This window comes from Pediococcus sp. EKM201D (assembly GCF_011800215.1).
Classification (GTDB): Bacteria; Bacillota; Bacilli; order Lactobacillales; family Lactobacillaceae; genus Pediococcus; species Pediococcus pentosaceus.
The window spans coordinates 128,649-152,683 of the sequence record NZ_JAALFK010000002.1 but is presented as its reverse complement, the minus strand read 5'-3'; the positions used below and the strand labels follow the sequence as shown (position 1 = coordinate 152,683).

At 37.5% G+C, this 24,035-nt stretch carries 30 protein-coding genes; 22 read left to right on the top strand and 8 right to left on the bottom strand.

What is annotated here, in order from left to right:
• Positions 1–56: 56 nt before the first annotated feature.
• The 5 genes from HFC68_RS03580 to HFC68_RS03560 are packed head-to-tail and all read left to right on the top strand — an operon-like array spanning position 57 to position 3,593.
• Complete coding sequence (locus tag HFC68_RS03580) at positions 57–779, top strand: ABC transporter ATP-binding protein (protein ID WP_167399687.1); 723 nt, start codon at positions 57–59, stop codon at positions 777–779.
• Complete coding sequence (locus tag HFC68_RS03575) at positions 779–1,921, top strand: ABC transporter permease (protein ID WP_011673806.1); 1,143 nt, start codon at positions 779–781, stop codon at positions 1,919–1,921. The genes HFC68_RS03580 and HFC68_RS03575 overlap by 1 nt, the downstream gene beginning before the upstream one ends.
• Before the next feature lie 3 nt (positions 1,922–1,924).
• On the top strand, positions 1,925–2,560 hold the full coding sequence (locus HFC68_RS03570; RefSeq protein WP_011673805.1) for a TetR/AcrR family transcriptional regulator: 636 nt from the start codon (positions 1,925–1,927) through the stop codon (positions 2,558–2,560).
• A gap of 54 nt (positions 2,561–2,614) precedes the next feature.
• On the top strand, positions 2,615–3,067 hold the full coding sequence (locus HFC68_RS03565) for a MarR family winged helix-turn-helix transcriptional regulator (RefSeq protein WP_002832894.1): 453 nt from the start codon (positions 2,615–2,617) through the stop codon (positions 3,065–3,067).
• A gap of 10 nt (positions 3,068–3,077) precedes the next feature.
• Positions 3,078–3,593, top strand: coding sequence for a GNAT family N-acetyltransferase (locus tag HFC68_RS03560; RefSeq protein WP_011673804.1), 516 nt, complete (start codon positions 3,078–3,080; stop codon positions 3,591–3,593).
• A gap of 92 nt (positions 3,594–3,685) precedes the next feature.
• Here HFC68_RS03560 and HFC68_RS03555 read toward each other — a convergent pair whose 3' ends face one another.
• Positions 3,686–4,096 carry a peptide deformylase gene (locus tag HFC68_RS03555; RefSeq protein WP_011673803.1) on the bottom strand — a complete coding sequence of 137 codons (411 nt, stop codon included), beginning with the start codon at positions 4,094–4,096 and terminating at the stop codon, positions 3,686–3,688.
• A 219-nt stretch (positions 4,097–4,315) separates the two neighbouring features.
• On the opposite strand from HFC68_RS03555, the gene pyrF reads away from it, so the two are divergent.
• The gene (gene pyrF / locus HFC68_RS03550; protein WP_105765933.1) at positions 4,316–5,026 is read left to right on the top strand and encodes an orotidine-5'-phosphate decarboxylase; all 711 of its coding nucleotides are present in this window, start codon (positions 4,316–4,318) and stop codon (positions 5,024–5,026) included.
• Positions 5,027–5,087: 61 nt separating this feature from the next.
• Here the strand turns inward: pyrF and HFC68_RS03545 are convergent, their stop codons facing one another.
• Positions 5,088–5,897, bottom strand: a complete 810-nt coding sequence (locus tag HFC68_RS03545; protein WP_011673801.1) for an HAD-IIB family hydrolase — start codon at positions 5,895–5,897, stop codon at positions 5,088–5,090.
• A gap of 504 nt (positions 5,898–6,401) precedes the next feature.
• On the opposite strand from HFC68_RS03545, the gene HFC68_RS03540 reads away from it, so the two are divergent.
• Genes HFC68_RS03540 through HFC68_RS03520 form a run of 6 tightly spaced genes read left to right on the top strand, consistent with a single transcriptional unit; the run spans position 6,402 to position 8,413 of the window.
• A complete protein-coding gene (locus HFC68_RS03540) occupies positions 6,402–6,656 on the top strand; it encodes a GlsB/YeaQ/YmgE family stress response membrane protein (protein WP_002832900.1) in 255 nt (84 codons plus the stop codon).
• 10 nt (positions 6,657–6,666) lie between these two features.
• Entirely contained in the window at positions 6,667–7,212 is a 546-nt protein-coding gene (gene amaP / locus HFC68_RS03535) for an alkaline shock response membrane anchor protein AmaP (protein WP_023440787.1), read from the top strand.
• A gap of 16 nt (positions 7,213–7,228) precedes the next feature.
• A complete protein-coding gene (locus tag HFC68_RS03530; RefSeq protein ID WP_002832903.1) occupies positions 7,229–7,426 on the top strand; it encodes a hypothetical protein in 198 nt (65 codons plus the stop codon).
• 12 nt (positions 7,427–7,438) lie between these two features.
• Complete coding sequence (locus HFC68_RS09335) at positions 7,439–7,567, top strand: hypothetical protein (protein WP_011673798.1); 129 nt, start codon at positions 7,439–7,441, stop codon at positions 7,565–7,567.
• Complete coding sequence (locus HFC68_RS03525) at positions 7,554–7,970, top strand: Asp23/Gls24 family envelope stress response protein (RefSeq protein WP_002832904.1); 417 nt, start codon at positions 7,554–7,556, stop codon at positions 7,968–7,970. The genes HFC68_RS09335 and HFC68_RS03525 overlap by 14 nt, the downstream gene beginning before the upstream one ends.
• A gap of 32 nt (positions 7,971–8,002) precedes the next feature.
• A complete protein-coding gene (locus HFC68_RS03520; RefSeq protein WP_002832905.1) occupies positions 8,003–8,413 on the top strand; it encodes an Asp23/Gls24 family envelope stress response protein in 411 nt (136 codons plus the stop codon).
• Between the two features lie 90 nt (positions 8,414–8,503).
• Here HFC68_RS03520 and HFC68_RS03515 read toward each other — a convergent pair whose 3' ends face one another.
• The 4 genes from HFC68_RS03515 to HFC68_RS03500 are packed head-to-tail and all read right to left on the bottom strand — an operon-like array spanning position 8,504 to position 10,366.
• Positions 8,504–8,668, bottom strand: coding sequence for a hypothetical protein (locus tag HFC68_RS03515; protein ID WP_011673797.1), 165 nt, complete (start codon positions 8,666–8,668; stop codon positions 8,504–8,506).
• Complete coding sequence (locus HFC68_RS03510; protein WP_167399686.1) at positions 8,668–9,351, bottom strand: NAD(P)H-dependent oxidoreductase; 684 nt, start codon at positions 9,349–9,351, stop codon at positions 8,668–8,670. The genes HFC68_RS03515 and HFC68_RS03510 overlap by 1 nt, the downstream gene beginning before the upstream one ends.
• A gap of 3 nt (positions 9,352–9,354) precedes the next feature.
• Positions 9,355–9,666 (bottom strand): hypothetical protein, encoded by a 312-nt coding sequence (locus HFC68_RS03505; RefSeq protein WP_011673795.1) that lies wholly within the window; start codon positions 9,664–9,666, stop codon positions 9,355–9,357.
• The gene (locus HFC68_RS03500) at positions 9,656–10,366 is read right to left on the bottom strand and encodes a GTP pyrophosphokinase family protein (RefSeq protein WP_011673794.1); all 711 of its coding nucleotides are present in this window, start codon (positions 10,364–10,366) and stop codon (positions 9,656–9,658) included. The genes HFC68_RS03505 and HFC68_RS03500 overlap by 11 nt, the downstream gene beginning before the upstream one ends.
• A gap of 147 nt (positions 10,367–10,513) precedes the next feature.
• Here HFC68_RS03500 and dhaK point away from each other — a divergent pair, with 147 nt between their 5' ends.
• The 5 genes from dhaK to HFC68_RS03475 all read left to right on the top strand — a co-directional run bounded on the left by dhaK (position 10,514) and on the right by HFC68_RS03475 (position 15,075).
• Entirely contained in the window at positions 10,514–11,506 is a 993-nt protein-coding gene (gene dhaK / locus HFC68_RS03495) for a dihydroxyacetone kinase subunit DhaK (protein ID WP_002832911.1), read from the top strand.
• 26 nt (positions 11,507–11,532) lie between these two features.
• Positions 11,533–12,096, top strand: coding sequence for a dihydroxyacetone kinase subunit DhaL (gene dhaL / locus HFC68_RS03490; protein WP_011673793.1), 564 nt, complete (start codon positions 11,533–11,535; stop codon positions 12,094–12,096).
• Between the two features lie 2 nt (positions 12,097–12,098).
• A complete protein-coding gene (gene dhaM, locus HFC68_RS03485; protein ID WP_002832913.1) occupies positions 12,099–12,467 on the top strand; it encodes a dihydroxyacetone kinase phosphoryl donor subunit DhaM in 369 nt (122 codons plus the stop codon).
• A 227-nt stretch (positions 12,468–12,694) separates the two neighbouring features.
• A complete protein-coding gene (locus HFC68_RS03480) occupies positions 12,695–13,294 on the top strand; it encodes a MarR family winged helix-turn-helix transcriptional regulator (RefSeq protein WP_011673792.1) in 600 nt (199 codons plus the stop codon).
• A gap of 2 nt (positions 13,295–13,296) precedes the next feature.
• A complete protein-coding gene (locus tag HFC68_RS03475) occupies positions 13,297–15,075 on the top strand; it encodes an ABC transporter ATP-binding protein (RefSeq protein ID WP_002832915.1) in 1,779 nt (592 codons plus the stop codon).
• 83 nt (positions 15,076–15,158) lie between these two features.
• On the opposite strand, the gene HFC68_RS03470 is transcribed toward HFC68_RS03475, so the two are convergent.
• Positions 15,159–16,199, bottom strand: a complete 1,041-nt coding sequence (locus HFC68_RS03470) for an oxidoreductase (RefSeq protein WP_011673791.1) — start codon at positions 16,197–16,199, stop codon at positions 15,159–15,161.
• Positions 16,200–16,260: 61 nt separating this feature from the next.
• Complete coding sequence (gene pepT / locus HFC68_RS03465; protein WP_011673790.1) at positions 16,261–17,502, bottom strand: peptidase T; 1,242 nt, start codon at positions 17,500–17,502, stop codon at positions 16,261–16,263.
• Between the two features lie 226 nt (positions 17,503–17,728).
• Here pepT and HFC68_RS03460 point away from each other — a divergent pair, with 226 nt between their 5' ends.
• The 5 genes from HFC68_RS03460 (at position 17,729) to HFC68_RS03440 (ending at position 24,035) form a co-directional block, all read left to right on the top strand.
• Positions 17,729–18,922: a betaine/proline/choline family ABC transporter ATP-binding protein gene (locus tag HFC68_RS03460; protein ID WP_002832918.1), complete on the top strand. Its 1,194-nt coding sequence runs from the start codon at positions 17,729–17,731 to the stop codon at positions 18,920–18,922.
• Entirely contained in the window at positions 18,922–19,554 is a 633-nt protein-coding gene (locus HFC68_RS03455; RefSeq protein ID WP_011673789.1) for an ABC transporter permease, read from the top strand. The genes HFC68_RS03460 and HFC68_RS03455 overlap by 1 nt, the downstream gene beginning before the upstream one ends.
• Positions 19,555–20,481, top strand: a complete 927-nt coding sequence (locus HFC68_RS03450) for an osmoprotectant ABC transporter substrate-binding protein (RefSeq protein WP_011673788.1) — start codon at positions 19,555–19,557, stop codon at positions 20,479–20,481.
• Positions 20,481–21,134 (top strand): ABC transporter permease, encoded by a 654-nt coding sequence (locus HFC68_RS03445; protein ID WP_002832921.1) that lies wholly within the window; start codon positions 20,481–20,483, stop codon positions 21,132–21,134. The genes HFC68_RS03450 and HFC68_RS03445 overlap by 1 nt, the downstream gene beginning before the upstream one ends.
• Before the next feature lie 195 nt (positions 21,135–21,329).
• Positions 21,330–24,035: an HAD-IC family P-type ATPase gene (locus HFC68_RS03440; RefSeq protein WP_011673787.1), complete on the top strand. Its 2,706-nt coding sequence runs from the start codon at positions 21,330–21,332 to the stop codon at positions 24,033–24,035.

Sequence of the window (24,035 nt, the reverse complement as noted above, 5' to 3'; positions counted from 1 at the left end):
ATACTCCAACCAGTAAGTGAGTAATTACTCACTAAATTCGGTTAAGGAGAATTTTTATGAATAAATCAGTAATTGAGTTAAAAAATATTGCTAAAAGTTTTGGAAAACAAAATGTTTTAAAAAATATCAACCTTAATGTCCAGCAAGGACAAATTGTGGGATTGATTGGGCCCTCTGGTTCAGGAAAATCTACAATTATCAAAATTGCGTTGGGCATGGAAGTGGCTGATAAAGGTATCGCAAAAATTTTTGAGGCTAAAATGCCCAACCGTAAATTATTATCTAAAATTGGTTATATGGCCCAAACGGACGCATTGTACATGACCTTAACCGGTTTTGAGAACTTAAAATTTTATGCCAAAATGAAAGGTATCAAATCGAGTGAACTACAATTGCAAATTGGTCATGTTGCAGAAGTAGTTGATTTAAAAGATGCGCTTAATAAACGGGTTGAAGGATATTCTGGTGGAATGATGCGTAGATTATCTTTAGGAATTGCTTTATTGGGTAATCCTAAGTTATTGATTTTGGATGAACCAACGGTAGGAATTGACCCCGCGTTACGACGGAAAATATGGCGAGAATTAAAACGGATAAAAAATAACGGACAAAGCATTTTGATTACTACGCATGTGATGGATGAAGCTGAACAAGTCGACGAAGTAGCGCTGATTCTGGACGGAAACGTGATTGCTTTAGATAGCCCTAAAAATTTAAAACGACAATATGATGTACCGTCTATTGAAGATGTCTTTTTGAAGGCGGAAGGAGCAGAATAATGAGGATTATTGCAATTACAAATCGTGTTTTAAAAGAGTTAATGCGGGATAAACGAACTTTAGCGTTAATGTTTTTAGCTCCAATTTTAATTTTAGTATTAATGAGTTTTATTTTTAACAATAGCGGTACAACAAATGTGAAAGTAGGAACGGTAGGTATTTCACATGAGCTGAACCAAAATTTAAATACGATTAAACATGTAAAAATTCATCAATATGACTCAGAAAAAACGGCGAAAATAGCATTAAAAGCTGAAAAGACAGATACAATTATTGAAAAAGACGGCAATAATTTTAATATAACCTATGCTAATACTGACGCAACTAAAACAGCCACTACTAAGATGGCGTTCAAAAATGCGGTTACTGTGAATAATATTAAACAGCTTAAAAAACATTTAGAACAGAGTAACCGGGCTTTAAATGAACTTCAAACGAAGTTAGCTTTAGTTACTAAAAAATCAGTTAAAACCAAAAGCATGCCCGCAACTCAAGCTAGTCCGAAAATTAAAAATCATTATGTGTATGGTGATGCTAACACCAGCTTCTTTGATAAGATTTTGCCAATTTTAATGGGCTTCTTCGTTTTCTTCTTTGTCTTCCTAGTTTCTGGGATGGCGCTTTTGAAAGAAAGAACAAGCGGAACTTTAGATCGACTTTTAGCGACTCCAGTTAAACGTTCTGAAATTGTATTTGGCTATATGCTAAGTTATGGGATAATTGCTATATTACAAACCATAGTGATCGTATTGGTAACTATTGGATTATTAGGAGTGGAAGTGGTTGGCAATATTGGGAGCATTATTGTTATCAACTTGCTATTAGCTTTAGTAGCTCTAGCATTTGGAATTCTACTTTCTACTTTTGCCCATTCTGAATTCCAGATGATGCAATTTATTCCAATTGTGATAGTACCTCAAGTTTTCTTTGCTGGAATTATTCCGTTAGATACGATGGCTGATTGGGTTCAAAAAATATCTTATATTATTCCACTTAAGTATGCCGGCGATGCGGTTAGTAATATTATTATGCGAGGAGCCCGACTTTCAGCTTTGGGGGGAGATATTGGAGTGTTATTAATTTTTCTAGTTATCTTAACTATTTTAAATATCGTTGGATTGAAACGATATCGGAAGGTGTAAATAATGAGTAGTGCAATCATATTTGATAATTATAAAACGTGGCTTGATGAGCAAAAGCTTCCTAAAGGTCAGAAAAAAGCTCTTTTAGCAGGGTTAGATTTATTTGCTAAACAGGGATTTAATGGAACTTCGACAGCCCAAATTGCTGAAAAAGCTGAAATTAGTCAGGCAACTATATTTAAATACTTTAAGACTAAGCAAGATTTACTGATGGGAATTCTTAAACCGGTATTTATAAATTTATTTCCAGTTTTTCGGGATAGTTTTATTGATGAATTAAGGCAGTTCACTGACTTGGAAGATATGGTACGTTTTTTTGTTTATAACCGTTATCAATTTGTACGAGACAATGAAGACGCAATTCTAATTTTAATTACAGAGTTGCTAACTAATCGTGATATTCGAGATTTATTTTTTGGAGTGATAAATGAACCTGGAAAATCAGTCATTGAAAATGTAAGAGAGAACTTAAATAAAACAGGACAATTACGACCTGAATTGGATTTTCCAGCCGTAATGAGAATCATGATTGGACAGATTTTTATTTATTTTGTTCAGCATCGATTCATCGGTAATTCAGACGAAACACGAGATTTAAATTTAATTGTGGAACAAATCATACGAGCAATCAAAAAATAATTTTGTTGTATTTGCAACTAAATTAAAGTAAAATACTCTCAGAGGGAAGTAATTATGGAAGATATTTTACGATCAATTGGATCAATTTCAAGAGAATTGGATTCGATTGCTAATATTGAATTTAAAGAATTAAATTTAACCAAAGGCAAGTATTTATATTTGGTTCGAATATGTGAAAATCCAGGAATTATCCAGGGTGAATTAGCTGAAAAAATTCGAGTTGATCGGACAACCGCAGCTCGAGCCGTAATGAAGTTGGAAAAGGATGGATTTATTACACGTGGAGCTGATCGGGACAATCATAAGATTAAACGTCTATATCCCACTGAACAAGGTAAGGCAGTATATCCAACGATTAAACGCGAAAATAGCTATTCGAGTAGAATGGCGCTAGCAGGATTTACGGACGCGGAAGCTACAGCATTGAAAGCAATGCTGGAGAAAGTTGAACGAAATGTTAGTATCGACTGGAACTATGTAAAAAGTGGTCATCATAGAAAATATTGAGGTGAATTGAATGACAATTGATATTCAAAAAGTACGAGTTGAAGAAGTAGAAGCGTTACAAAAGATAAGTATTGAGACTTTTGGAGATACTTTTGGCGCAGATAACAGTTCTGAAGATCTAGACCAATACTATCAAAAAGCGTACAATTTCAAACAGTTAACTTCAGAGATTATTAATGGTGCATCTTACTTCTTTTTTGCCAAGCAAGCTGATCAGCTTCTAGGGTATTTAAAAGTCAACATAGATGAAGCTCAGTCAGAAAAAATGGGGTCCGACACTTTGGAAGTTGAGCGGATTTACGTGCGTCAGCAATTTAAACGTCGGGGAGTTGGCTCTAGATTAATGCAACAGGCACTTGAGGTTGCACAAGAAAACCACAAACGTAAAGTCTGGTTAGGAGTTTGGGAGCATAACGAAGCTGCTAAGAAATTTTACCAAACTCAAGGATTTAACCAAGTTGGAGAACATGTTTTTCAATTAGGTAACGATTTGCAACGTGATTTAATTATGCTAAAAGATATTTAATGGAGGAGCCCCCTAAAATGGATGGGCTTTTTTGTTTGGAATAAACTGGTGATAAATTAAAAAACTAGCAAATTAATGCTAGCTCTCCAAAACTAAATAATAATCCCATCACAATGATCAACTTCATGTTGAATAATTTGGGCGATGAATTCTTTAAATTCTTGGGTATGTTTTTTAAATTCTAAATCAAGATACTGAACTTCGATTTCGTCGTAACGAGTGGTGGAACGTTCACCGGTTAATGACAGGCAGCCTTCTTCAGTGGTATATGGATTACCCTTTTTGAGAATGACAGGATTGATCATGGGGACGTTCATCATTCCCATAGTGACAACGATGATTCTTTTATGAACGCCAATCATGTTAGCGGCCATTCCCACGCAACGTTCGCTATTGGCTTTTAAAGTATCCATCAAATCCATTACTACGGATAAATCTTGTTTGGTAGCGGGAATTGACGTTTGAGATAAAATTTGTTGATCATGAATTACACTCTTAATCATGTTGAGCTCCTTAATTAATTTATAACACCATTTTACCATTTTTAGAACCTTGACATTCAAAGGCTAGGCAAGTAGCATGAATGTAAATAAATCGAGTCGCTTTAAATCGATCCAGAGAGATTGATAAGCTAACGAATACACCGCAAACTAGGTGCTGGTTAGCATACCTAGACCTTGCGGTGTTTTTTGATGTTAAGAGCGGTTCAGAATGGAGTTTTTATGGAAAAACCAGTTATGATTGCGCTAGATTTTAAGGATCGGGGAGAACTTAACCAATTCTTGGAGCAATTTCCGGAACATTTGAAGTTAACCATTAAATTGGGAATGGAACTCTTCTACGGAATGGGTCCCGAAATCGTTCGAGATATGCGTCAAAAAGGGCATGACATCTTTCTTGATTTAAAATTGAACGATATTCCTAATACGGTAGAAAAAGCAATGATGCAATTAGGTCGAATGGGGGTTCAATACACAACAATCCATGCGATGGGTGGTTCTGATATGATTCGAGCGGCTAAACGAGGATTGGTTGCTGGAGCTAGAGAAGTAGACTTACCAACGCCTAAACTATTAGCAGTAACGGAATTAACTTCTATTTCAGAAAAGCAACTAAGTGAAGAACAGAATGTTAGTTTACCAATGGCAGATCAAGTACTTAGCCTAGCAAAATTGACTAGTACGGCTGGCGGAGATGGTGTAATTTGTTCTCCAAACGAAGTTAGTTATTTAAAACCCCAACTTCCAGAAGATTTTCTGTTTGTGACACCTGGAATTCGACCTGCCGGAGCAGCAAAGGGTGATCAAAAACGGACGATGACTCCTGCGGAAGCTGCCAAAGCAGGAAGCTCAGCTATTGTGGTAGGTAGACCAATTACTCAATCTGAGGACCCGGTTGTGGCGTACCAAGCAATTTTAAGTGAATTTAACTAAAAAAATCGGCGTTGTCAAAACTTTTGAAATTAAGCTCAAAAGTTAATTGACCGCCGATTTTTTATAATAGTTTTTCTAGGGTGTCTAATACACCATCATGTTCATTATCATATCGAGTTAAATGGTTAGCTACTGCTTTGACCTTAGAAAAGGCATTTTGAATAGCATATCCATTAGGAGTCATTTGTAACATTCGTAAGTCATTTTCGTTGTCACCAAAAGTCACCAATTCATCTGCGTTTACGTTATATCTTTGCATTAAATGCTGAAGGGCAGTTGATTTATCTACGTGACTGAAACCGATTAGTTCAGTATTGAACCCCGAGCTTAAACTCCCCAACGTAGGATCTAGAAGACTTCGTAAACGCTCAATTTTTTGATTGATATTAGGACTATCTTCAAAGCTAAGAGCAATTTTGACAATCGGATCTTCAATTCCGCTCTTAGTAAAATGATTAATATCATCGACAGTTTGAATTTCTTTGTAAAAATTTTTGATGAAATTCATAACGTCTGGAGTAGTATTTGTATCTACATATGAACTATTTAAGCCGCAAATATTAATTAAGATCTCATCTGGACCAAAAGCCTGGTTAATCGAATTTAGTGTGTCTTGAAGAAGTTTTGGAGAGATTTGTTGCACATCGATTAATTCGTTGCCGGAATAGATGATGGAGCCATTTTGGGAGATGAAGTCCATCTGCTCAGCTTGAGGTTCAAACAGCGCTTGAAGGCGCTCATGTTGAGAACCACTAGCGGCGACGAAGTGAATATTTTGGCGTTGCATTTCCTGAAAAATTTCACTAAAACGTTGTTTATTGTATTGATTTTGGTTGTCAAGGAAGGTTTGATCCATATCCGTAGCAATCATTTTTATCACTATAGTCACCTAATTTCTAAAAGTTATATAATAAGTTTAAAACAAAATAGTTAAAATAGTAAGTGCTTACAATATTTCGAGCACTTTTTTAATAATTGGAGGAAAGATAATGCGTAAGAACGAAAAAGGTAGTGGGGTTTTAGAAATTGTCGGTGGCGTACTTAATTTGGCAGGCGGAGCTCTAATTATGGCCGCCGGAATTGTTAAATTAGCTAGTAAAACCAAGTAAAATATCGTTTGGTAAATAAAATCAGCTTATTTTTCAAGAAAAAATTTATTTTAGTGAATTAAATCGAGTTCTAACCGAAAAGCCCAGCATAGCGTGGGCTTTTTTTGCTATTTTGAAAAAAGAAAGCGCTACCTCAAATCGTATATTTTATGAAAATGATAAGCATATTCTTTGATATGCAATCTGACAACATGATATCTTAATGGTGAACCAGTAAGCAATAGCGTTTATTGGTTATCAGCATAAACTGAAAGGAGTTGTTTTATATGTTTGGATGGTTATGGTCATTAATTATAGGTGGTATTATCGGTGCCATCGCAGGAGCACTAACTAGTCGTGATTTACCGGCTGGCTGGATTGGCAATATTGTTGCTGGACTTGTCGGTGCTTGGTTAGGACAAAGCCTATTGGGAACATGGGGACCTTCCTTAGCAGGTATGGCGCTCGTTCCGTCAATTATCGGAGCAGTTATCTTAGTTGTAATTGTATCTGTTATCTTCGGAATGCGTAAGAAGGGATAGAGGTGATTACATGAGTCGAACCAGTAAGATTTTATTGAGTTTGATGGCAGTAATTACCCTGATTCAAACGGTTTGGTTCGTTTCAAGTGAAATGTTCATTCCTTATCTTACCGACTTTTTTGAATCGATGAGAACCACAAATAGCCGCCTTACAGAAGTTGTTGCAATTGTATTCGGGGTTATTGTCGCTCTGTTTGCACTAGTCATGTTAATTATTGCACTATCTAGTCGAACTAGCGAGAAAGATTTGAAATTGCAAGGCGGAAGAGGCAAATTGACCATTCCTAAGAAGTCGATGGAACAAATTGTTGATAAGTCAATTGCTGAGAATCATCAAGTGGGTAATATTCAAACCAAAGTACGTGTCCGTGGAAATGATCGGATCCAAGCTCAAGTAAGCGTGGAAGATATATCGGATGGGAACTATGATGTGAATGCCAAAGAGATTCAAGAAACTGTTCAAGATAGTATTCAAAGACATTTAGGAATGAAGAGCCATGTTAAGGTTCAAATCATTCCGCGTAAGCAGTCCAGTAAGTCACTGAAAGTCATATAGGAAGGCGGGATTTTAGATGAGTAGCGAATTGTTAGGAGCTTTAGTTGCGATGATTCTCGGAATTGTCTGGGTCTCGATCGGATTTGGCAGCGCAGTGCTGGTCGGAGTGCTTGGAATCCTTGGATACCTAGGTGCCAGATATGGTAAGTCAGTTTTATCACAGGCAATTTCAGAACTAATGGCAGCTTTGAACATTGATCGTAAGAAGAACTAGGGGGGACGTTTAATGGCAAAGAAAGTGGATCGTAATAAACCTTTAAAATCATTACTTGGAATGATGGTTGTTTCAAGTTTATGGTTTGCATGGAAAAATCGTCGTAAGATTCAGGAGGTGCTAAACCATGGACAATCCTAGAATTGCACAAGCAAGCTTAACCTTTGATGAAGGGGTTATCGAAAAAATTGCGGGTCTAGCTTCGAGAAAAGTTGACGGAATTCTTTCCTTTGACGGCGGACTATTTGATAGTTTGACAGATAAGTTAAGAAGTAAAGTAGATCCAACTCAAGGAATCACTGCTGAAGTTGGGGAAAAGCAGGTGGCACTTGAGATGAATGCAACTGTTGAGTATGGCTATGATATTCGTGAAATTTTCACTCAAGTTTGTGATGTAGTTAGCGAAGAAGTGGAACGTCTAACTGGTTTGAAGGTTGTGGAGCTCGATTTTCACGTAAACAATGTTTTAAGTAAAAAACAGTGGAAAGAACAAAATAACCGCAAACCAAATTCTGATTTAGAACCTAAGCCAGAAGCTAAATAAGCTTCGAAAATTTTGAAGGGAGATCTATAACTATGGATAAAGTAGCACAACCAGAAACAAAACTAACATTTGATGATGAAGTATTAGCTAAAATTGCTGGAAAAACAGCAAGCAACGTTGATGGGGTACTTTCATTAGAAGGTAATATTTTTGAAAAAGTGACTGATCGAATTTCTAAAGGCGACGATCCTACAACTGGTGTTAATGTAGATATCGACGACGAAAATCAAAAAGTTTCATTGAAGATGGATGCTTTACTAGAATATGGTAAGAATGCACAATCTATTTTTGATAAAATGGTAACAAAAATCACTGCGGCAGTGAACGAGATGACCAACATGGAAGTCGCTGAGATTAAACTCAACGTCAAAGATGTGTTAACTCGCGAAGAGTGGGCAGATCGCACAAAGGACGACAAGAAACATGAGGATAAAAAACACTAAACCTTAAAAGACCATGACAATTAACAATGTCATGGTCTTTTTTGATGCCTAATTATTAAGAATTGCTGGGATATATTTGTCTTAGTGAAATCATTCCCACATTCTTCCGTCTAATTCTCTTTGAGTTTGGTCGATTCTTTTCGATTGTTCCTGAACAAAGTCTTTTAATCCTAGATAAAAGGACTGTTCTCGATAGTCTGAAGCGGATTGACGGAGCTGTTCAATTTGTTCAATTAACCATTTTTGATCATCCATCACACATCCTCCTCTTTTTTCATTTCAATCAAATTCCATTGTAAATCGTCGAGTTCATCCTGGCGCTCTTTAATAGTGAATAAAATTTGTTGAAGCTGCTCAGAATGTGGCGGATGTTGCTCAATCCGTTTTTGTAATTCTGTCTCATACCAAGCGGCCTGGTCTTTAAAGCGCCCTGCACCAACGTTCGTAGCGTATTGCTGGTAAGCAACCAACAAGCGTTGTTGGGCATCAGGTTCTAGGTATAAAAACTGGTGGACGGCCAATATTGGGAGATACATCATCTTAGTTTTATTGGCAAATGCTTCAAAAGGACGCATTAATTCTGATATGGTGAATTTTTCGGCTGCCCCAGCTTGGAAAGCATTCCCATTGTCTCCAGTCGAAACCACAATTCCTAGTTCTTTACCTTCCAAAGCATATTGATGACCAGTGGCAAATTTAGTGGTCATAACGGTGTCCATCCATTGCTTTAGTAATGCAGGGGCACTATACCAGTACAACGGAAATTCTAGAATAATGCGATCATTTTGGAGTAATAAAGATTGTTCTTGTTCGACGTTAAAATCTGCAACTAAGGGATGCCAAGTTACATTTGAAAAATTCTCGATAGCCGCTTTAAAAAAGGGCTGAGTATTAGACCTTGCAAGTTCTGGATGTGCGACGATAATCAAAGTTTGCATGCACTAAACCGCCTCCTCTTTAAATTTTTTGATAGCTATTTCCAGCATTTCATCTGAAATAAATTCCTTAGTAAAGCGTTCTAAAGGAACAAAATTATGGCGATTTTTAAAGCTTAATTTAGTTGCGCCTACGATTGCCACTAGTAAATTATTCTCGGTTAAAAATAATTGACCGAGTTTCAGATACTTTCCTTTAGTGTGCTTGCCATTCCGCCAGGCATGGATTTTAATTTCAGTATTAAATATGTAATGACCGGAATTATCAAGCTTGATTGGGACTCCATAAAAACACGTGACGGGATATTTATCCTTCATCTTTAAACACCCGTGGGTCAGATAATTCACGATAAATATTTTGCATGTTTGATTCAATCTTAAAAATTTCATTAGCATCTTCGACTAACTGATTTTCAAAATGTTCTACTTTTTCGTCAGCAACGTTGGTCTTATAGCGAAGCTTATGCTCTAAACTGGCCCACATATCCATACCAACGGTCCGAATCTGTATTTCAACAGGAGTGTTTACCGGACCAGTAGACAAAAATACGGGCACACTAACTACTAGATGAACACTGCGATAACCACTAGGTTTAGGATTTTTGATGTAATCTTTAGTTTTAATGAGTTTAATATCGCTTTGAGAAAGCAGATTTTTTTGGATAGTGTAAACATCGCTAATATAGTTAGTAACAACGCGAATCCCGCCAATATCAAAGATGTTTTGTTTAATAGACTCGATATCACGGTCTAAATGTTTTTTCTCTGCCTTATTAAAAAGAGAGGTTATAGTTTTCATTCTTTGTTCCATATGATGAATGGGATTATGGTCATATTCTCCTCGATATTCACCATCCAAGTTTTCAAGCTTGGTTCCAATCTCATTTACGGCGGACTGGCAAAGTCGATAGTAACGTACTAAGTTGCTAAACTCTTGAACGTGTTCAGATCCAATTACACGTGTGAGTTCTTTATTGATACCTTCGTTATTAAACATATTGCTGCGTTCTAAAATCATTTGATCGTTCTCCTTGGTTTGTACATATAATTCATTATACGAGAATTTTATTTTTATTAAACTTTTTAGGCTTTATTCTTGTGATTGTAATCGCTTTCTACTATGCTTTAATTGTACGAAAAAAGTTACCGAGGGGGAAATGTTTTCATGAAAAAAATCATTAATGATCCAAAGAATGTTGTCGATGAAATGGTTCAAGGATTGGTAAGAAGTTACCCCGAATATTTAGAAAGAATTCCAGAAACAGGTGTAGTTTATCGTCATGACTTAAAAAATATCCAAGGTCAAGTTGGAATTGTGAGTGGCGGTGGAAGTGGTCACGAACCCACTCATGCTGGGTTTGTAGGCGATGGAATGTTGAGTGCGGCGGTTTGTGGGGAAGTGTTTACGTCACCAACTCCAGATCAAATCTTTGAAGCAATCAAGAAAGTTGATTCGGGAGCCGGTGTATTCTTAGTAATTAAAAATTATTCTGGAGATGTCATGAATTTTGAAATGGCTCAAGACATGGCTGAAATGGAAGATATTAAAGTTAAATCGATAGTTGTTGATGATGATATTGCGGTAGAAAACAGTACTTATACCCAAGGACGCCGTGGCGTCGCAGGGACCATCTTCATGCACAAAGTTTTAGGTGCGGCCGCAGCTAAAGGAGCCAATCTAGACGAACTAGAACAATTAGCCCAAAAAGTTTTGCCTAATATCAAGACGATTGCAGTCGCTTTAAGTGGTGCAACTGTTCCAGAAGTAGGTAAACCTGGATTTACACTGGGTGAAGATGAAATTGAATACGGTGTAGGTATTCATGGTGAGCCAGGCTATCGGCGGGAAAAGTTACAACCTTCCAAGGCCTTAGTAGAAGAATTGGTTGGAAAATTGAATCAAGAGTTCAAATTCGAAAAGGGCGATCAAGTAGCCGTTTTAGTTAATGGAATGGGAGCTACCCCACTCATGGAGCAGTATATCTTCATGAACGATGTTTTAAATAAATTAGCTGATTTAGGTTTGGAAGTTAAATTCACCAAGGTAGGTAGTTTAATGACTTCGCTTGAAATGGCCGGAATTTCACTAACCTTGTTTAAGGTATCCGACGAAATTGTTGAAAACCTAAATTACGCCACAGATACCATTGCTTGGTAATTTTAATTAGGATGGAGAGAAATAGTATGTTAGATGTTGAAAATGTAAAAAGCTGGATGACCAAATTTAACGAACAAATTCAAGCTCACCACGATTATCTAAGTGAATTGGATACACCCATTGGGGACGGAGATCATGGAAACAATATGGCGCGTGGGATGAATGCAGTCATGGAAGCTATCGCCGATAAGGATTTTACGGACGTTCCAGCTATTTTTAAAACAATCGCAATGAGTTTAATTAGTAAAGTTGGTGGAGCTTCTGGTCCTTTGTATGGGACTGCTTTTATGGAAATGGCCAAAGTTGGAGACGGTGAAGTTAGTGCGTTATTACCAGCAGCATTAGCTGGAATTAAGAAACGGGGGAAAGCAGAAACCGGAGAAAAAACAATGGTGGATGTATGGGCTCCTATTGCTGAAAAAACTGATTTTACTGCTGATGATGTCGATAAGGCCGTCGAAGCTACTAAAGATATGATTGCTACCAAAGGGCGCGCTTCTTATGTAGGGGAACGTTCAGTAGGGCATATTGATCCAGGTGCCATGTCTTCAGGTTACCTCTTGAAGGCCTTACTAGAAGTGGAGGAATAGTTATGGAATACGGTGTGGTAATTGTTTCGCATGTTAGTGAAATTGCTCAAGGCGTTAAACGTTTAATCGAACAAGTCGCTAAAGATGTTCCAGTTACGATTGCTGGTGGGTTAGAAAATGGTGATGTGGGAACCGATATGCAACGGATTATACAAGCATTTGAAGATAATTCTGCGACTAAGCTATTAGCCTTTTATGACTTAGGAAGCGCCAAAATGAATTTAGAAATGGCGATAGAAATGACGGATAAAGAAGTTAAGTTGTATGACACCGCCCTGGTTGAAAGTGCCTATACGGCAGCGGCATTGTTACAAGTTGAGACTAAAATTGAAGATGTCGAAGCGCAATTAAAAGATTTAAAAGTTAAGTGACTGGAAATGAATCCGGAACTAGGCCTTTTTCGGATGAAATAGTTTTAAAATTAAAGCTCTCAATTTTACGGGGTGTAACCGAGTAGAATTGAGAGTTTTTTGTGCATTAAAAATATTTAGTTTTATTGTTGACAAACAAACTAAATGATACTAGTATTTAGTTTGTTAAATTTAACTGAAACTAAATAAATCAATCAATCAATCAATAAAATGGAGGAACCATTATTATGAACAAAGATGAAATTTTAGATAACTTAATGAAAGTTAGCCACGAACCTTTTTTAGTTTTCACTAACCGCGTAGAAGAAAAAACGGATAATGCTTTGGAAACCTTAAAACTTTTGGCTAAAGAAACAAATGTAACTCCTGGACGCATTTCTGAATATTTAGATATCAAACCTTCTAGTGTTACTCAAATTATTAAAAAACTTGAAAAAGCAGGGACAGTTCTACGAGAAAAATCGCCTAAAGATTCACGGGTGACAGTTGTGAGAATTACCGATAAAGGTCGAGAAAGCTTGAAAACACATGGTTCAATTGGGAATACTTTAAAAGACGTTTTATTCAAAGATTTCTCTGATAGCGAACTAGAATATTTAGACCAATATCTAAAACGAATGGTTGATAACATCGGTAGTGATGAATTTAGTGAAAAGCTTAATGAAGTATTTGATAATGATCAACGCTGGGCACAATTTGGCAAGATGAGTCCCCATTTTGAAAGAGCTCGAGAACAAATGTTGCGCCACAATCACTTTGGTAGAATGCAACCAGGTGATTTTAACGGTTTCGGTGGTTTTGAGGGTTGGAAGAAAGGACGGCGTTAAAATTGGCAACTAATGCACGCTTCAATGATACGATTCGCAAGGATCATACTAAATTTAATTTTAAACAATTCTTTGGATTAATTAAGCGAACCAGTCCTAAGTACGTCCTTTTATTTTTAGGAGTATTCCTCTTAGCTATTAGCTCGGGAGTCCAAGTATACGTTCCAAAATTAGCTTCAACCTTAGTTAATAATTTTTCCAAGGGTGTAGATTATGCATTGCTAGGAAAAGTAGTTTTACTTTTTGTTGCATCGGCTATTTTTTCAGCGATTGGCGGCACCGTGTTGGGAATTTTTGGGGAGAATGTTATCCAAAATCTCCGTAAAACGTTGTGGAAAAGATTGACTCTTTTAAAAGTTAGTTATTTTGATACCGTCAAGGCCGGGGAAATTTCAAGTCGGCTCGTCAACGATACTAATCAAGTTAAGCAACTGCTAGCTGTAACTTTTCCTCAAACTCTTGCCAGCATTATTACCGTAGTTGGGACCATTTATATGATGATTCGGATGGATTGGCACATGACTTTAGCCATGGTAATTGCCGTCCCTGTAGTAGTAATTTTAATGGTTCCAGTTATGGCTTTCGGTACTAAAGTTGGTCATATTCGACAAGATGCTCTAGCATTATTTAATGGAATTGTTAGTGAAACACTAAGTGAAATTAGATTAGTAAAGACTTCGAATGCCGAAAATCAAGCTCAAGAACATGCTGATAATGAAATAAATCGTTTATTTAAAATTGGAAAGAAAGAAGCTATTTTTGATGCAGCAATGCAACCAATTATGATGATGGTTTTCATGAGTATGATTTTTGGCCTGTTAGCATACGGAATTCATCGGATTGCGATTGGGGCAATGGAAATCGGTACTTTGATGAGTTTTCTGATGTACCTATTTAATTTGATTGGTGCGATGCCCATCATTGCGACGTTATTTTCAGAAATGGCGAAGGCTTCCGGTTCTACTAGACGAGTTGAAGAGTTGCTTGAAGAAGAACCAGAAGATTTTAACCGTGGAGAAACTTTGGATTTAGCTGATAAGAATTTAAAAGTTGAACATGTCGATTTTGCGTACGCTGATACGCCAGAAGAAACGGTGTTAAAAGATATTTCGTTTGAAGCTAAACCTAATCAAGTAATTGCCTTTGCCGGACCTTCGGGCGGTGGTAAATCAACGATATTTAGTTTGTTAGAACGTTTCTATGAACCTACTCATGGTGAAATTAAATTTGATGATACCAACATTCAAGATATCCAGCTGACTAATTATCGCCAACAAATTGGGTTTGTGTCACAAGATTCAGCGATGATGGCAGGTACCATTCGAGATAATTTGACTTATGGGTTAGACGATACCTTTGAAGATAGCCAATTGTGGAAGGTACTTGAATTAGCTTTTGCTAAGAAATTTGTGGAAGAAATGCCTAAACAATTGGATACAGAGGTGGGAGAACGAGGTGTTAAAATTTCAGGAGGACAACGACAGAGAATTGCAATTGCTAGAGCGTTCCTACGTAATCCTAAAATTTTAATGCTAGATGAAGCAACAGCTAGTTTAGATTCAGAGTCCGAAATGAAAGTTCAAGACGCGTTGGCAAACCTAATGAAAGGCCGAACCACATTAGTAATTGCGCATCGTTTATCCACAATTGTGGATAGTGACCAAATTTATTTTGTAGAAAATGGTCAAATTACTGGCTCAGGAACCCATCAAGAATTGGTTGATTCACACCAAATGTATGCTAAATATGTTAATGAGCAATTTAAGGTAGCAGCCGGGTAAAAGCGCTGCGATGAAAAATTTACGTTGGAAATAATGTAAAGTAAAAACCATTAAACGAAACATTTATCGTTTAATGGTTTTTTTTATTTCAAATTATAAAGATGAGGCCCTTTTTCAGTGATACCGGCTTCTAGAATTTCCATATTCCAAAGGGCCTGCTCATCAGAAACGAGTTTCGCATCCCGATTAGTTAACGTTTTAGCAATGGAGTCGTAGACCCGACCATAATCACCATTTATAGTAGGGATTTGTTTCTCAATCCAATCCCCATTTTGGTTTTTATATTTAACCACGCCAAATTGACTCGGTGTATCAATGCCGAAATTAAGATCTCCAGGCATAATGCCTAACTTTAAGTCGTTTTCTTGTTGATCAATATCGTATTTAACATACGTTCCGTTAGTCCCATGTAATAAGAAACGCGGATAGGGACGCGCTGCTAGAGGGTTGCTAACGACCGTTGCTTTAAAGTTATCATAGAACAATTGAGTTTCGTAAAAATCGTCTACTGTACTAGCTGAATTTTGGATAGCTCGAATATCATAACTAACAGTCTGAGGTTTCCCAAAGAGTCCTAAAATTTGGTCCAGCATGTGGACCCCTAGACCATAAAATTGGCCATCAACCTGAGATCCTTCATGGAGGCGGTCATCAGGACGATATTTGTCAAAATGTGATTCGAGTGACAAAGGTTTACCAACGTACCCAAGTTCAATGACTTTTTTGAGAGTCAAATAGTCACTATCAAAACGACGATTTTGGTAAGGCATTGCTAGCAATTTTTTAGACTGGGCTAATGCAAAGAGTTCTTTAGCTTCGCCTTGATTAGCTACAAAAGGCTTTTCAATCAGAACGTTTTTACCATGTTCCAAAACCAACTTACCATATTCAAAATGAGTTGCGGGTGGGGTACAAATGGTAATTAATTGAACTTCAGAATCATTTAGAACTTGGTCAAGCTTATCAGTGAAAATCGTGTCAGCGTCATAAAAGCCTTGTTCTTTTTCGCGATGACGACGGTGATTATAGATATATTTGATTTTAATATCGCGTTCTTTAATATACGGAATGTGATAGCGATTAGCGCTTTTACCAAATCCGATTATAGCCATTGTAAGTGCCATAAGTAAGCTCCTTTTTATTAAAAAAGGGCTGCACAACTAGGTTGTCACAGTCCTTAAAAAATTAGTTATTTTCTTCTGAGTTTAGACGATTAATTTCAAGCAAGAGATCAACGGCACGTTCCATAGTTTGGACAGAAACGTATTCGTAACGACTATGCATGTTTTCGCCACCAGCAAAGAGGTTAGGAGTTGGAATGCCCATAAATGAAATCTTTGAACCATCTGTACCACCACGTACAGGATAGATATCTGGCTTGATATCGAGATTTTCCATAGCCTTTTGTGCAATTTCAACTGGTGTCATGTCTTTTTCAAGAACTTCACGCATGTTGTAGTATTGGTCGTGAACTTCAACTTTTACCCGTTCTTGACCGAATTGTTTATTTAACTTATCACCAATTTCTTGCATCTTTTGTTTACGTTCTTCAAAGATCTTACGATCATGATCACGAATAATGTAAACCAATTGTGCATGGTCAGGAGTTCCCGTCATCTTAAATAGATGATAGAAGCCTTCACGTCCTTCAGTTTCTTCTGGACGATCATGTTCAGGAAGCATGTTGTGATAATCAATACCAACTTGGAGTGCATTAACCATCAATCCCTTAGCAACGGCTGTATGAACTTCGTTACCTTGAATTTCAATTGTAGCTTGAGCAGCATTGAATGTTTCATATTCAAGTTCGCCAAGTGGACCACCATCTACTGTATAAGCATATTTAGTATTAAAATCTTTTGCATCAAAATGGTCGGCCCCAGTACCAGTTTCTTCATCAGGAGCAAAACCAATCCGGATTTCACCATGTTTTACTTCAGGATGAGCCTTGTAGTAGTCCAACATAGTCATAATGTCGGCCACCCCAGACTTATCATCGGCCCCTAGTAGAGTGAGTCCGTTAGTTGTCACTAAATCATGACCTTCATATTTGTTTAAGCTTGGGAAAACAGTAGGACTAAGTACCCATTCGCCATCACCACTAAGGTCAATGTCAGATTTACCATCATAATTTTCGTGAACTTGTGGTTGGATATTTTCAGCATTAAAGTCAGCTGTATCAACGTGAGAAATGTAACCAATAACTGGTGTGTTACCACCATCATTGGCAGGAAGTGTACCAACGACGTAACCAGATTCTTGTGTGTGAATATCAACAACGCCAACTTCTTCTAATTCTTTAGCTAAAGTTTTTAAAAATTCAACTTCTTTTGGATCTGTTGGAACTGTTTCAGAATTTGGATTTGAACGAGTGTTTACCTTTACATATTTAAGAAAACGTGGAAGTAATGTATCATATTTTGCCATTTAATCAGCTCCTTTTAATTTATACTACTATCTTACAACATCTATTGGTTTTCACAAGTTTAATAAGCTTTAATAATAGGAAAGAAGTCGGTTACAATGTCAAGGATAAAAGCTTGATTTTGTGCATTTTTTTTCTAGGTATGTTATAGTTGCGGTCAACAACTTGTAATTCTTTAAACACTTTAAAGAGGATTGCAAGATTTAATAAGGAGATGTTTAAATACAAATGTTACTTGAAATGAGCCATCTTTCGAAAGTTTATCCTGGAAATAAAGTGGTCGTTGACGACTTTAATCTGGATGTAGAAAAGGGAGAGTTCATCTGTTTTATTGGTACGTCCGGTTCTGGTAAAACAACCACGATGCGAATGATCAATCGGATGCTTAAGCAGAGCTCTGGAACCATTAAGATTAATGGGCAAGATATTGCCAAAATGGACCCAGTTAAGCTTCGGCGAAAGATTGGTTACGTAATTCAGAATATTGGGTTAATGCCTCATATGACAATTCGTGAAAACATAACATTAGTACCTAAACTATTAAAATGGTCTGAAGAAAAGCGTAACGAACGCGCTAAAGAAATGATTAAATTGGTTGATTTACCAGAGGACTTCTTAGATCGCTATCCTTCCCAGCTTTCTGGTGGACAACAACAACGAATCGGGGTTGTTCGTGCACTAGCAGCTGACCAGGATATCATTTTGATGGATGAGCCTTTTGGTGCGCTTGATCCTATCACCCGTGAAGATTTACAAGACTTAGTGAAAGATCTTCAAGAACGTCTAGGCAAGACATTTATTTTCGTAACGCATGATATGGACGAAGCACTACGTTTATCAAGTCGAATAGTGGTTATGACTGGTGGTAAGCAGGTTCAAGTTGATACACCAGAAAATATTTTACGAAAACCAGCAAATGATTTCGTGGCTAATTTGATTGGACAAGATCGGTTGATTCAAGCTAAACCAAGTATTACGACCGTTGGGCAAGTGGCTAATAAGCCAGTTTCAATTGCGATTGACCAACCTGTAGTTCGAGCCCTTGATATTATGCACAGTCGACGGGTTGATACTTTATTAGTAACCGATGCAGAACAACATCTTAAGGGAGTTGTAAGCATTGAAAAGATTAATGAGTATTACCATTCTGGTAAAACTGTAGGCGAAATTATGGATCCAAATGTTTTCTATGTAAATGAAAATTCAATTATTCGTGATACGGTTGACCGAATTTTGAAACGGGGACTTCGTAACGTTCCAGTGGTTGATAATGATCGTAAACTAGTTGGAATTGTTACCCGAGCAACCTTGGTTGATATTGTTTATGATGCTTTATTTACAGATGATGGAATCACTACAGATAGCAGTACCGATGCTAGTTCAAAATCGGAGGAGCAAAAAGAGAAAGATGGTGATCAATAATGATCAACTTCCTGAATCAATATGGAGGCGACATCTTAAGTAAAACGGGACAACATATTTATATTTCAGCTTTTGCTTTAGCACTGGGAATAATTGTGGCAGTACCTTTGGGAATGCTTTTAATTCGGGCACCTAAAATCTCTGGTTTTGTTATTGGTTTAGCCAGTGTGATGCAAACTATTCCTGCGCTGGCCTTGCTTGCAATGATGATTCCGATTTTTGGAATTGGGTCAACTCCAGCCATCGTGGCGTTATTTATCTACTCATTACTTCCTATTTTAAGAAACACGTATCTGGGATTAGATAGTGTAGATCCAGCGTTAGTGGATGCTGCTAAAGGGATGGGAATGAATAGTTTTCAACGATTGTGGAAAGTTGAATTGCAACTAGCATTACCAGTAATTATGTCTGGAATTCGTTTATCAGCTACTTATGTAATCGCATGGACTGCTTTGGCATCTTATATCGGTGCTGGCGGTTTGGGTGATTTGATTTTCAACGGTTTAAATCTATATCGTCCGGATTTAATCTTAGCGGGATCAATCCCTGTGATTATTTTAGCTTTAGTCGCCGATTTATTACTTGGAAAATTGGAAGACAAATTAACCCCTCGAACACGGGAGGTGGGCTAAATGTTAAAAAGATTTCTTAAATTAATTTTGCCGTTGGGCGCATTAGCTGTAGTTCTTTCCGGTTGTGGCTGGCCAGGACTTGGTGGTACGACTGGAAATACAGTTAAAATTGCTGCCCAAAATACTACTGAACAACAGGTAATGTCTTCAGTTATTCAACAATTGATTGAACATGATACTAACTTGAATGCAGAGATTATCAATAACTTGGGGTCGGGAACGGTTAGTTTTCAAGCTCAAAAACGTGGGGAAGCTGACCTAACGGCTGTTCGTTTTAGTGGAACGGATTACCAGACTATTTTGAATGGACCCCAAGGGCGCACTCCAGAACAAGTGAATGCCTATGTTAAAAAAGAATTTAATCGGCGCTATGATATGACCTATTTCCCAACCTACGGATTTGCGGATACTTTCCAATTTATGGTGACGCAAGATTATGCCAAAAAACATCATCTAGAAAATGTTAGTGATCTTAAGAAAATTTCGTCAGATATGAAAGTCGGAATTGACCAAACTTGGCTAAGTCGTAAGGGTGATGGATACGCAGATTTTAAAAAACGTTACGGTTATAGCTTTGGTAATATTTATCCCATGCAAATTGGGTTAGTTTATAATGCTCTTGCTAGTCATAAAATGGATACGGTTTTGGGTTACTCAACAGACGGAAGAATCCGTAGCTACAATTTAAAATTGTTGAAAGATGATAAAAATTACTTCCCACCATACAATGCAAGTGTGGTTGTGAATAATAAATCATTGAAGAAATATCCGGAATTGAAGCGGGTTCTTCATAAATTAGATGGAAAAATTTCATTGCAGACCATGCAAGAATTAAACTATCAAGTTGATAATAATTTGAAGGAACCATCAGTGGTTGCTAAAGAATTTTTAGAAAAGAACCACTATTTTGAAGGAGGGAATAACTAATGCAAAGTATGAATATTTGGCAACAATTAGCCTATTACTTCTCTCATAATGGCATGTACGTTCTTTCCGAATTTAGCCGTCACTTTTTAATTTCAATTTATGGGGTGATTTTAGCTGCGATCGTAGGAATCCCAATTGGAATTCTTATTTCTAAACATCGTAAATTGAGTGGCTGGATTGTTGGTCTGGCTAATGTTATTCAAACCATCCCATCTTTAGCAATGCTCTCGATTTTAATGTTGGGTCTTGGTTTAGGAGTTACAACTGTAATTGTAACGGTATTCTTATACGCATTATTGCCCATTATTAAGAATACTTATACCGGAATGTTGAACGTAAACGAAGCATACTTAGATGCTGGTAAAGGAATGGGAATGACCAAGGTTCAAGTGCTTTGGATGATTGAACTGCCACTATCGCTATCGGTGATTCTGGCCGGAATTCGAAATGCACTTGTCTTGGCAATTGGAATTACCGCAATCGGAACGTTCGTTGGAGCTGGAGGTTTAGGAGATATCATTATTCGTGGAACTAATGCCACAAATGGTGGAGCAATTATCCTAGCCGGGGCATTACCAACCGCGTTGATGGCGATTATCTCAGATCTAGTCCTAGGGGCATTAGAGAAAAAAATGAGAAAACGCACAATTTAAAACTAAAATTGAAAGTCATGGCCTGAAAGTCATGGCTTTTTTTGAAAAATAAATTTTGCAGCAAGCCACTGCAAAGTATTAAATGGTTCTTTTTAAGACTTATTTCTTATTAAAAAGATAAGTTAGTTGACGCGTATTATTCATTTTAGATATGATTTAGTTAACCCAAAAATTTATTTTAAAAGGAGAATATCGATGAAAGTAAAATCCACATCCGATGACTATGGAGCGCAGTCGCGCAATGATAATTTTTATAATATTGAGTTTGAAAAGGTTGCCCAAGATTTGGGGACTAATTCTGAACTCGGTTTAACCGAAAAAGAAGCAGGGGAACGACTTAAAAAGTACGGGCCCAACGCGTTGATCGAGAAAAAGCAAAGTAATTTAATCCGGTTTCTAAAGCAATTTAATAATAGTATTATCTATATTTTGATTTTAGCTGCGGTTGCTACCTTTGTTTTGAAAGAATATTCAGATTCGATTGTTATTGGAATGGTGGTAATTATTAATGCCCTAATTGGGTATTTCCAAGAGGTAAAAGCCTCAAGTGCAATTGACAAAATTAAACAGATGCTTCAAATTGAAGCGACTGTTATTCGGGATGGACACAGAACAGACATTCCTGCTGAAAATTTAGTGGTTGGAGATGTTGTTTTCCTAGAAGCCGGCGACAATGTTCCCGCTGATTTGCGAATTATCGACGCTGATAATTTAAAAATTCAGGAATCAATTTTAACTGGAGAAGCTGACTCAGTTTTAAAGAATACAGACAAATTGCCAGAAAAAACGACCCTAGGTGATCAGACTAATATGGCATTTACGTCAACGGCCGTGACCAATGGTAGTGGATTGGGTATCGTAGTAGCGACCGCAACCGATACCGAATTAGGACAGATTAGTTCGAGTGTGGAAGAGGTTGGCTCTAAAACTACTCCACTAATGCGTGAGATTAATGGACTAGGTAAGTATATTTCGTACGCGATTATCGTAGTAGCGATCTTAGTCGGTATTTACGGGTTTGTTACTAAAATTTATTCGTTACCGGTTTTAGTAATCGCCTTAATTACCATGATTGTCGGTTCTTTACCGGAAGGACTTCCGGCTAGTACATCGGTTGTTTTAGCGATGGGAGTAGGGAAGATGACAAAACAAAATGCCATCATGAAGTCTCTTCCATCTGTGGAAACCTTAGGAGCGGTTAATGTTATCGCTACTGATAAAACCGGAACGCTTACTAAGAACGAAATGACGATTGAAGAAATCATTACTAAGCAAGGAACCTATGAAATTACGGGTACCGGTTATCAACCACATGGTGAAATTCGGTTTAATAACCAAGTTATTGATGTCCATCAGCATGAAGATTTACGGAAGCTAATTATTGCTGGGCATGAAGCTAACGACACGATCTTGTCTAAGGAAAATGGTACCTGGGTAATTAACGGGGAACCAACTGATGGTGCATTCCTAACCCTAGCTAACAAAGCGTTTCATCAGCAGGTACCGCAATGGGAAGAAATCGATAAAATTCCATTTGACTCTGATTACCGTTACATTGCTGAACTAAGTCAGAGTCCTGAAGGGCACCGAAGAATTTTAGTAAAAGGTTCGCCAGATAAGATTTTTAGAATGGCTGCAATCGATGATGCTACCTTTGATGAACAATATTGGTACAACAAAGTTTCTGAAGTAGCTCAAAAGGGGCACCGAGTAGTTGCGGTAGCCTATAAGGAAGTTGAAGATAATAAAGAAACGATTGTACATGAAGATTTACAGAGTGGAATGCAGTTCTTAGGGATTGCGGGATTGATTGATCCGCCACGTGAAGAAACGATTGTAGCGTTACATGAGATGCAAAAGGCGGGAGTTAAGGTAAAAATGATTACTGGTGATCATCCTGAGACGGCCTCCGCAATTGCTGAAAAACTGAGCTTGGATGACCAGATTGCTGCAATTACTGGTGCTGAAATCAACGAGATGGATGATGAACAGTTAAAAAATATCATTCAAGACTACAACGTCTTTGCGAGAACCACCCCTAATGATAAGTTACGAATCGTAAAAGCTTACCAAGCTAATAATTTAGTGACGGCGATGACCGGGGATGGTGTAAATGACGCTCCAGCTTTAAAACGAGCTGACATTGGGATAGCAATGGGAACGAAGGGGACAGACGTTGCCAAAGAATCGGCTGACATGGTGCTAACGGATGATAACTTTGCAACCTTAACTAAGGCAATCAAAGAAGGTCGTCGAGTATACGATAATATTAAAAAGACGATTCGTTTCTTGTTACCGACCAGTTTTGCAGAAGGGTTGATTGTTCTACTTTCTATCCTAGCGCAACAAGATCTACCATTAGTCCCAACCCAATTATTGTGGATTAATATGGTATCCGCCATTACAATCCAATTTGCATTTCTATTCGAGCCTGCTGAAGAGGGCATTATGGATAGAAATCCACGTCCAGCGGGCAGATCCTTCTTAAATCGAGCCGATGTAATTCAAATTGTTTATGTTTCCATCTTAATCGCCGGATTAGGAATTTTTGGTTACGATTGGTTAATTGACCATGGAGTTAGTGAAGTAGTGGCAAGTACGGTGACGGTTAATACCATTGTATTTGGTAAGATTTTCTATCTATTTAATCTACGGACTCCTAAGCCAGCGTTCTCCAAAGATATTTTGAGAAACTTACACGCTTTTTGGATAATTGCGGTATTATTGGTGTTACAATTTGCTTTAACATACGTCCCATTCATGCAGTCAATCTTTAGCACTGCTTCCATGGGATGGGCACAATGGTTAATTCCAGTGATAGCCGGAATCATTGTTTTGATTGTGACGGAAGTAGAGAAATATTTCTACCCAACACATTTCCAACAAGTTCACTCCAAATAA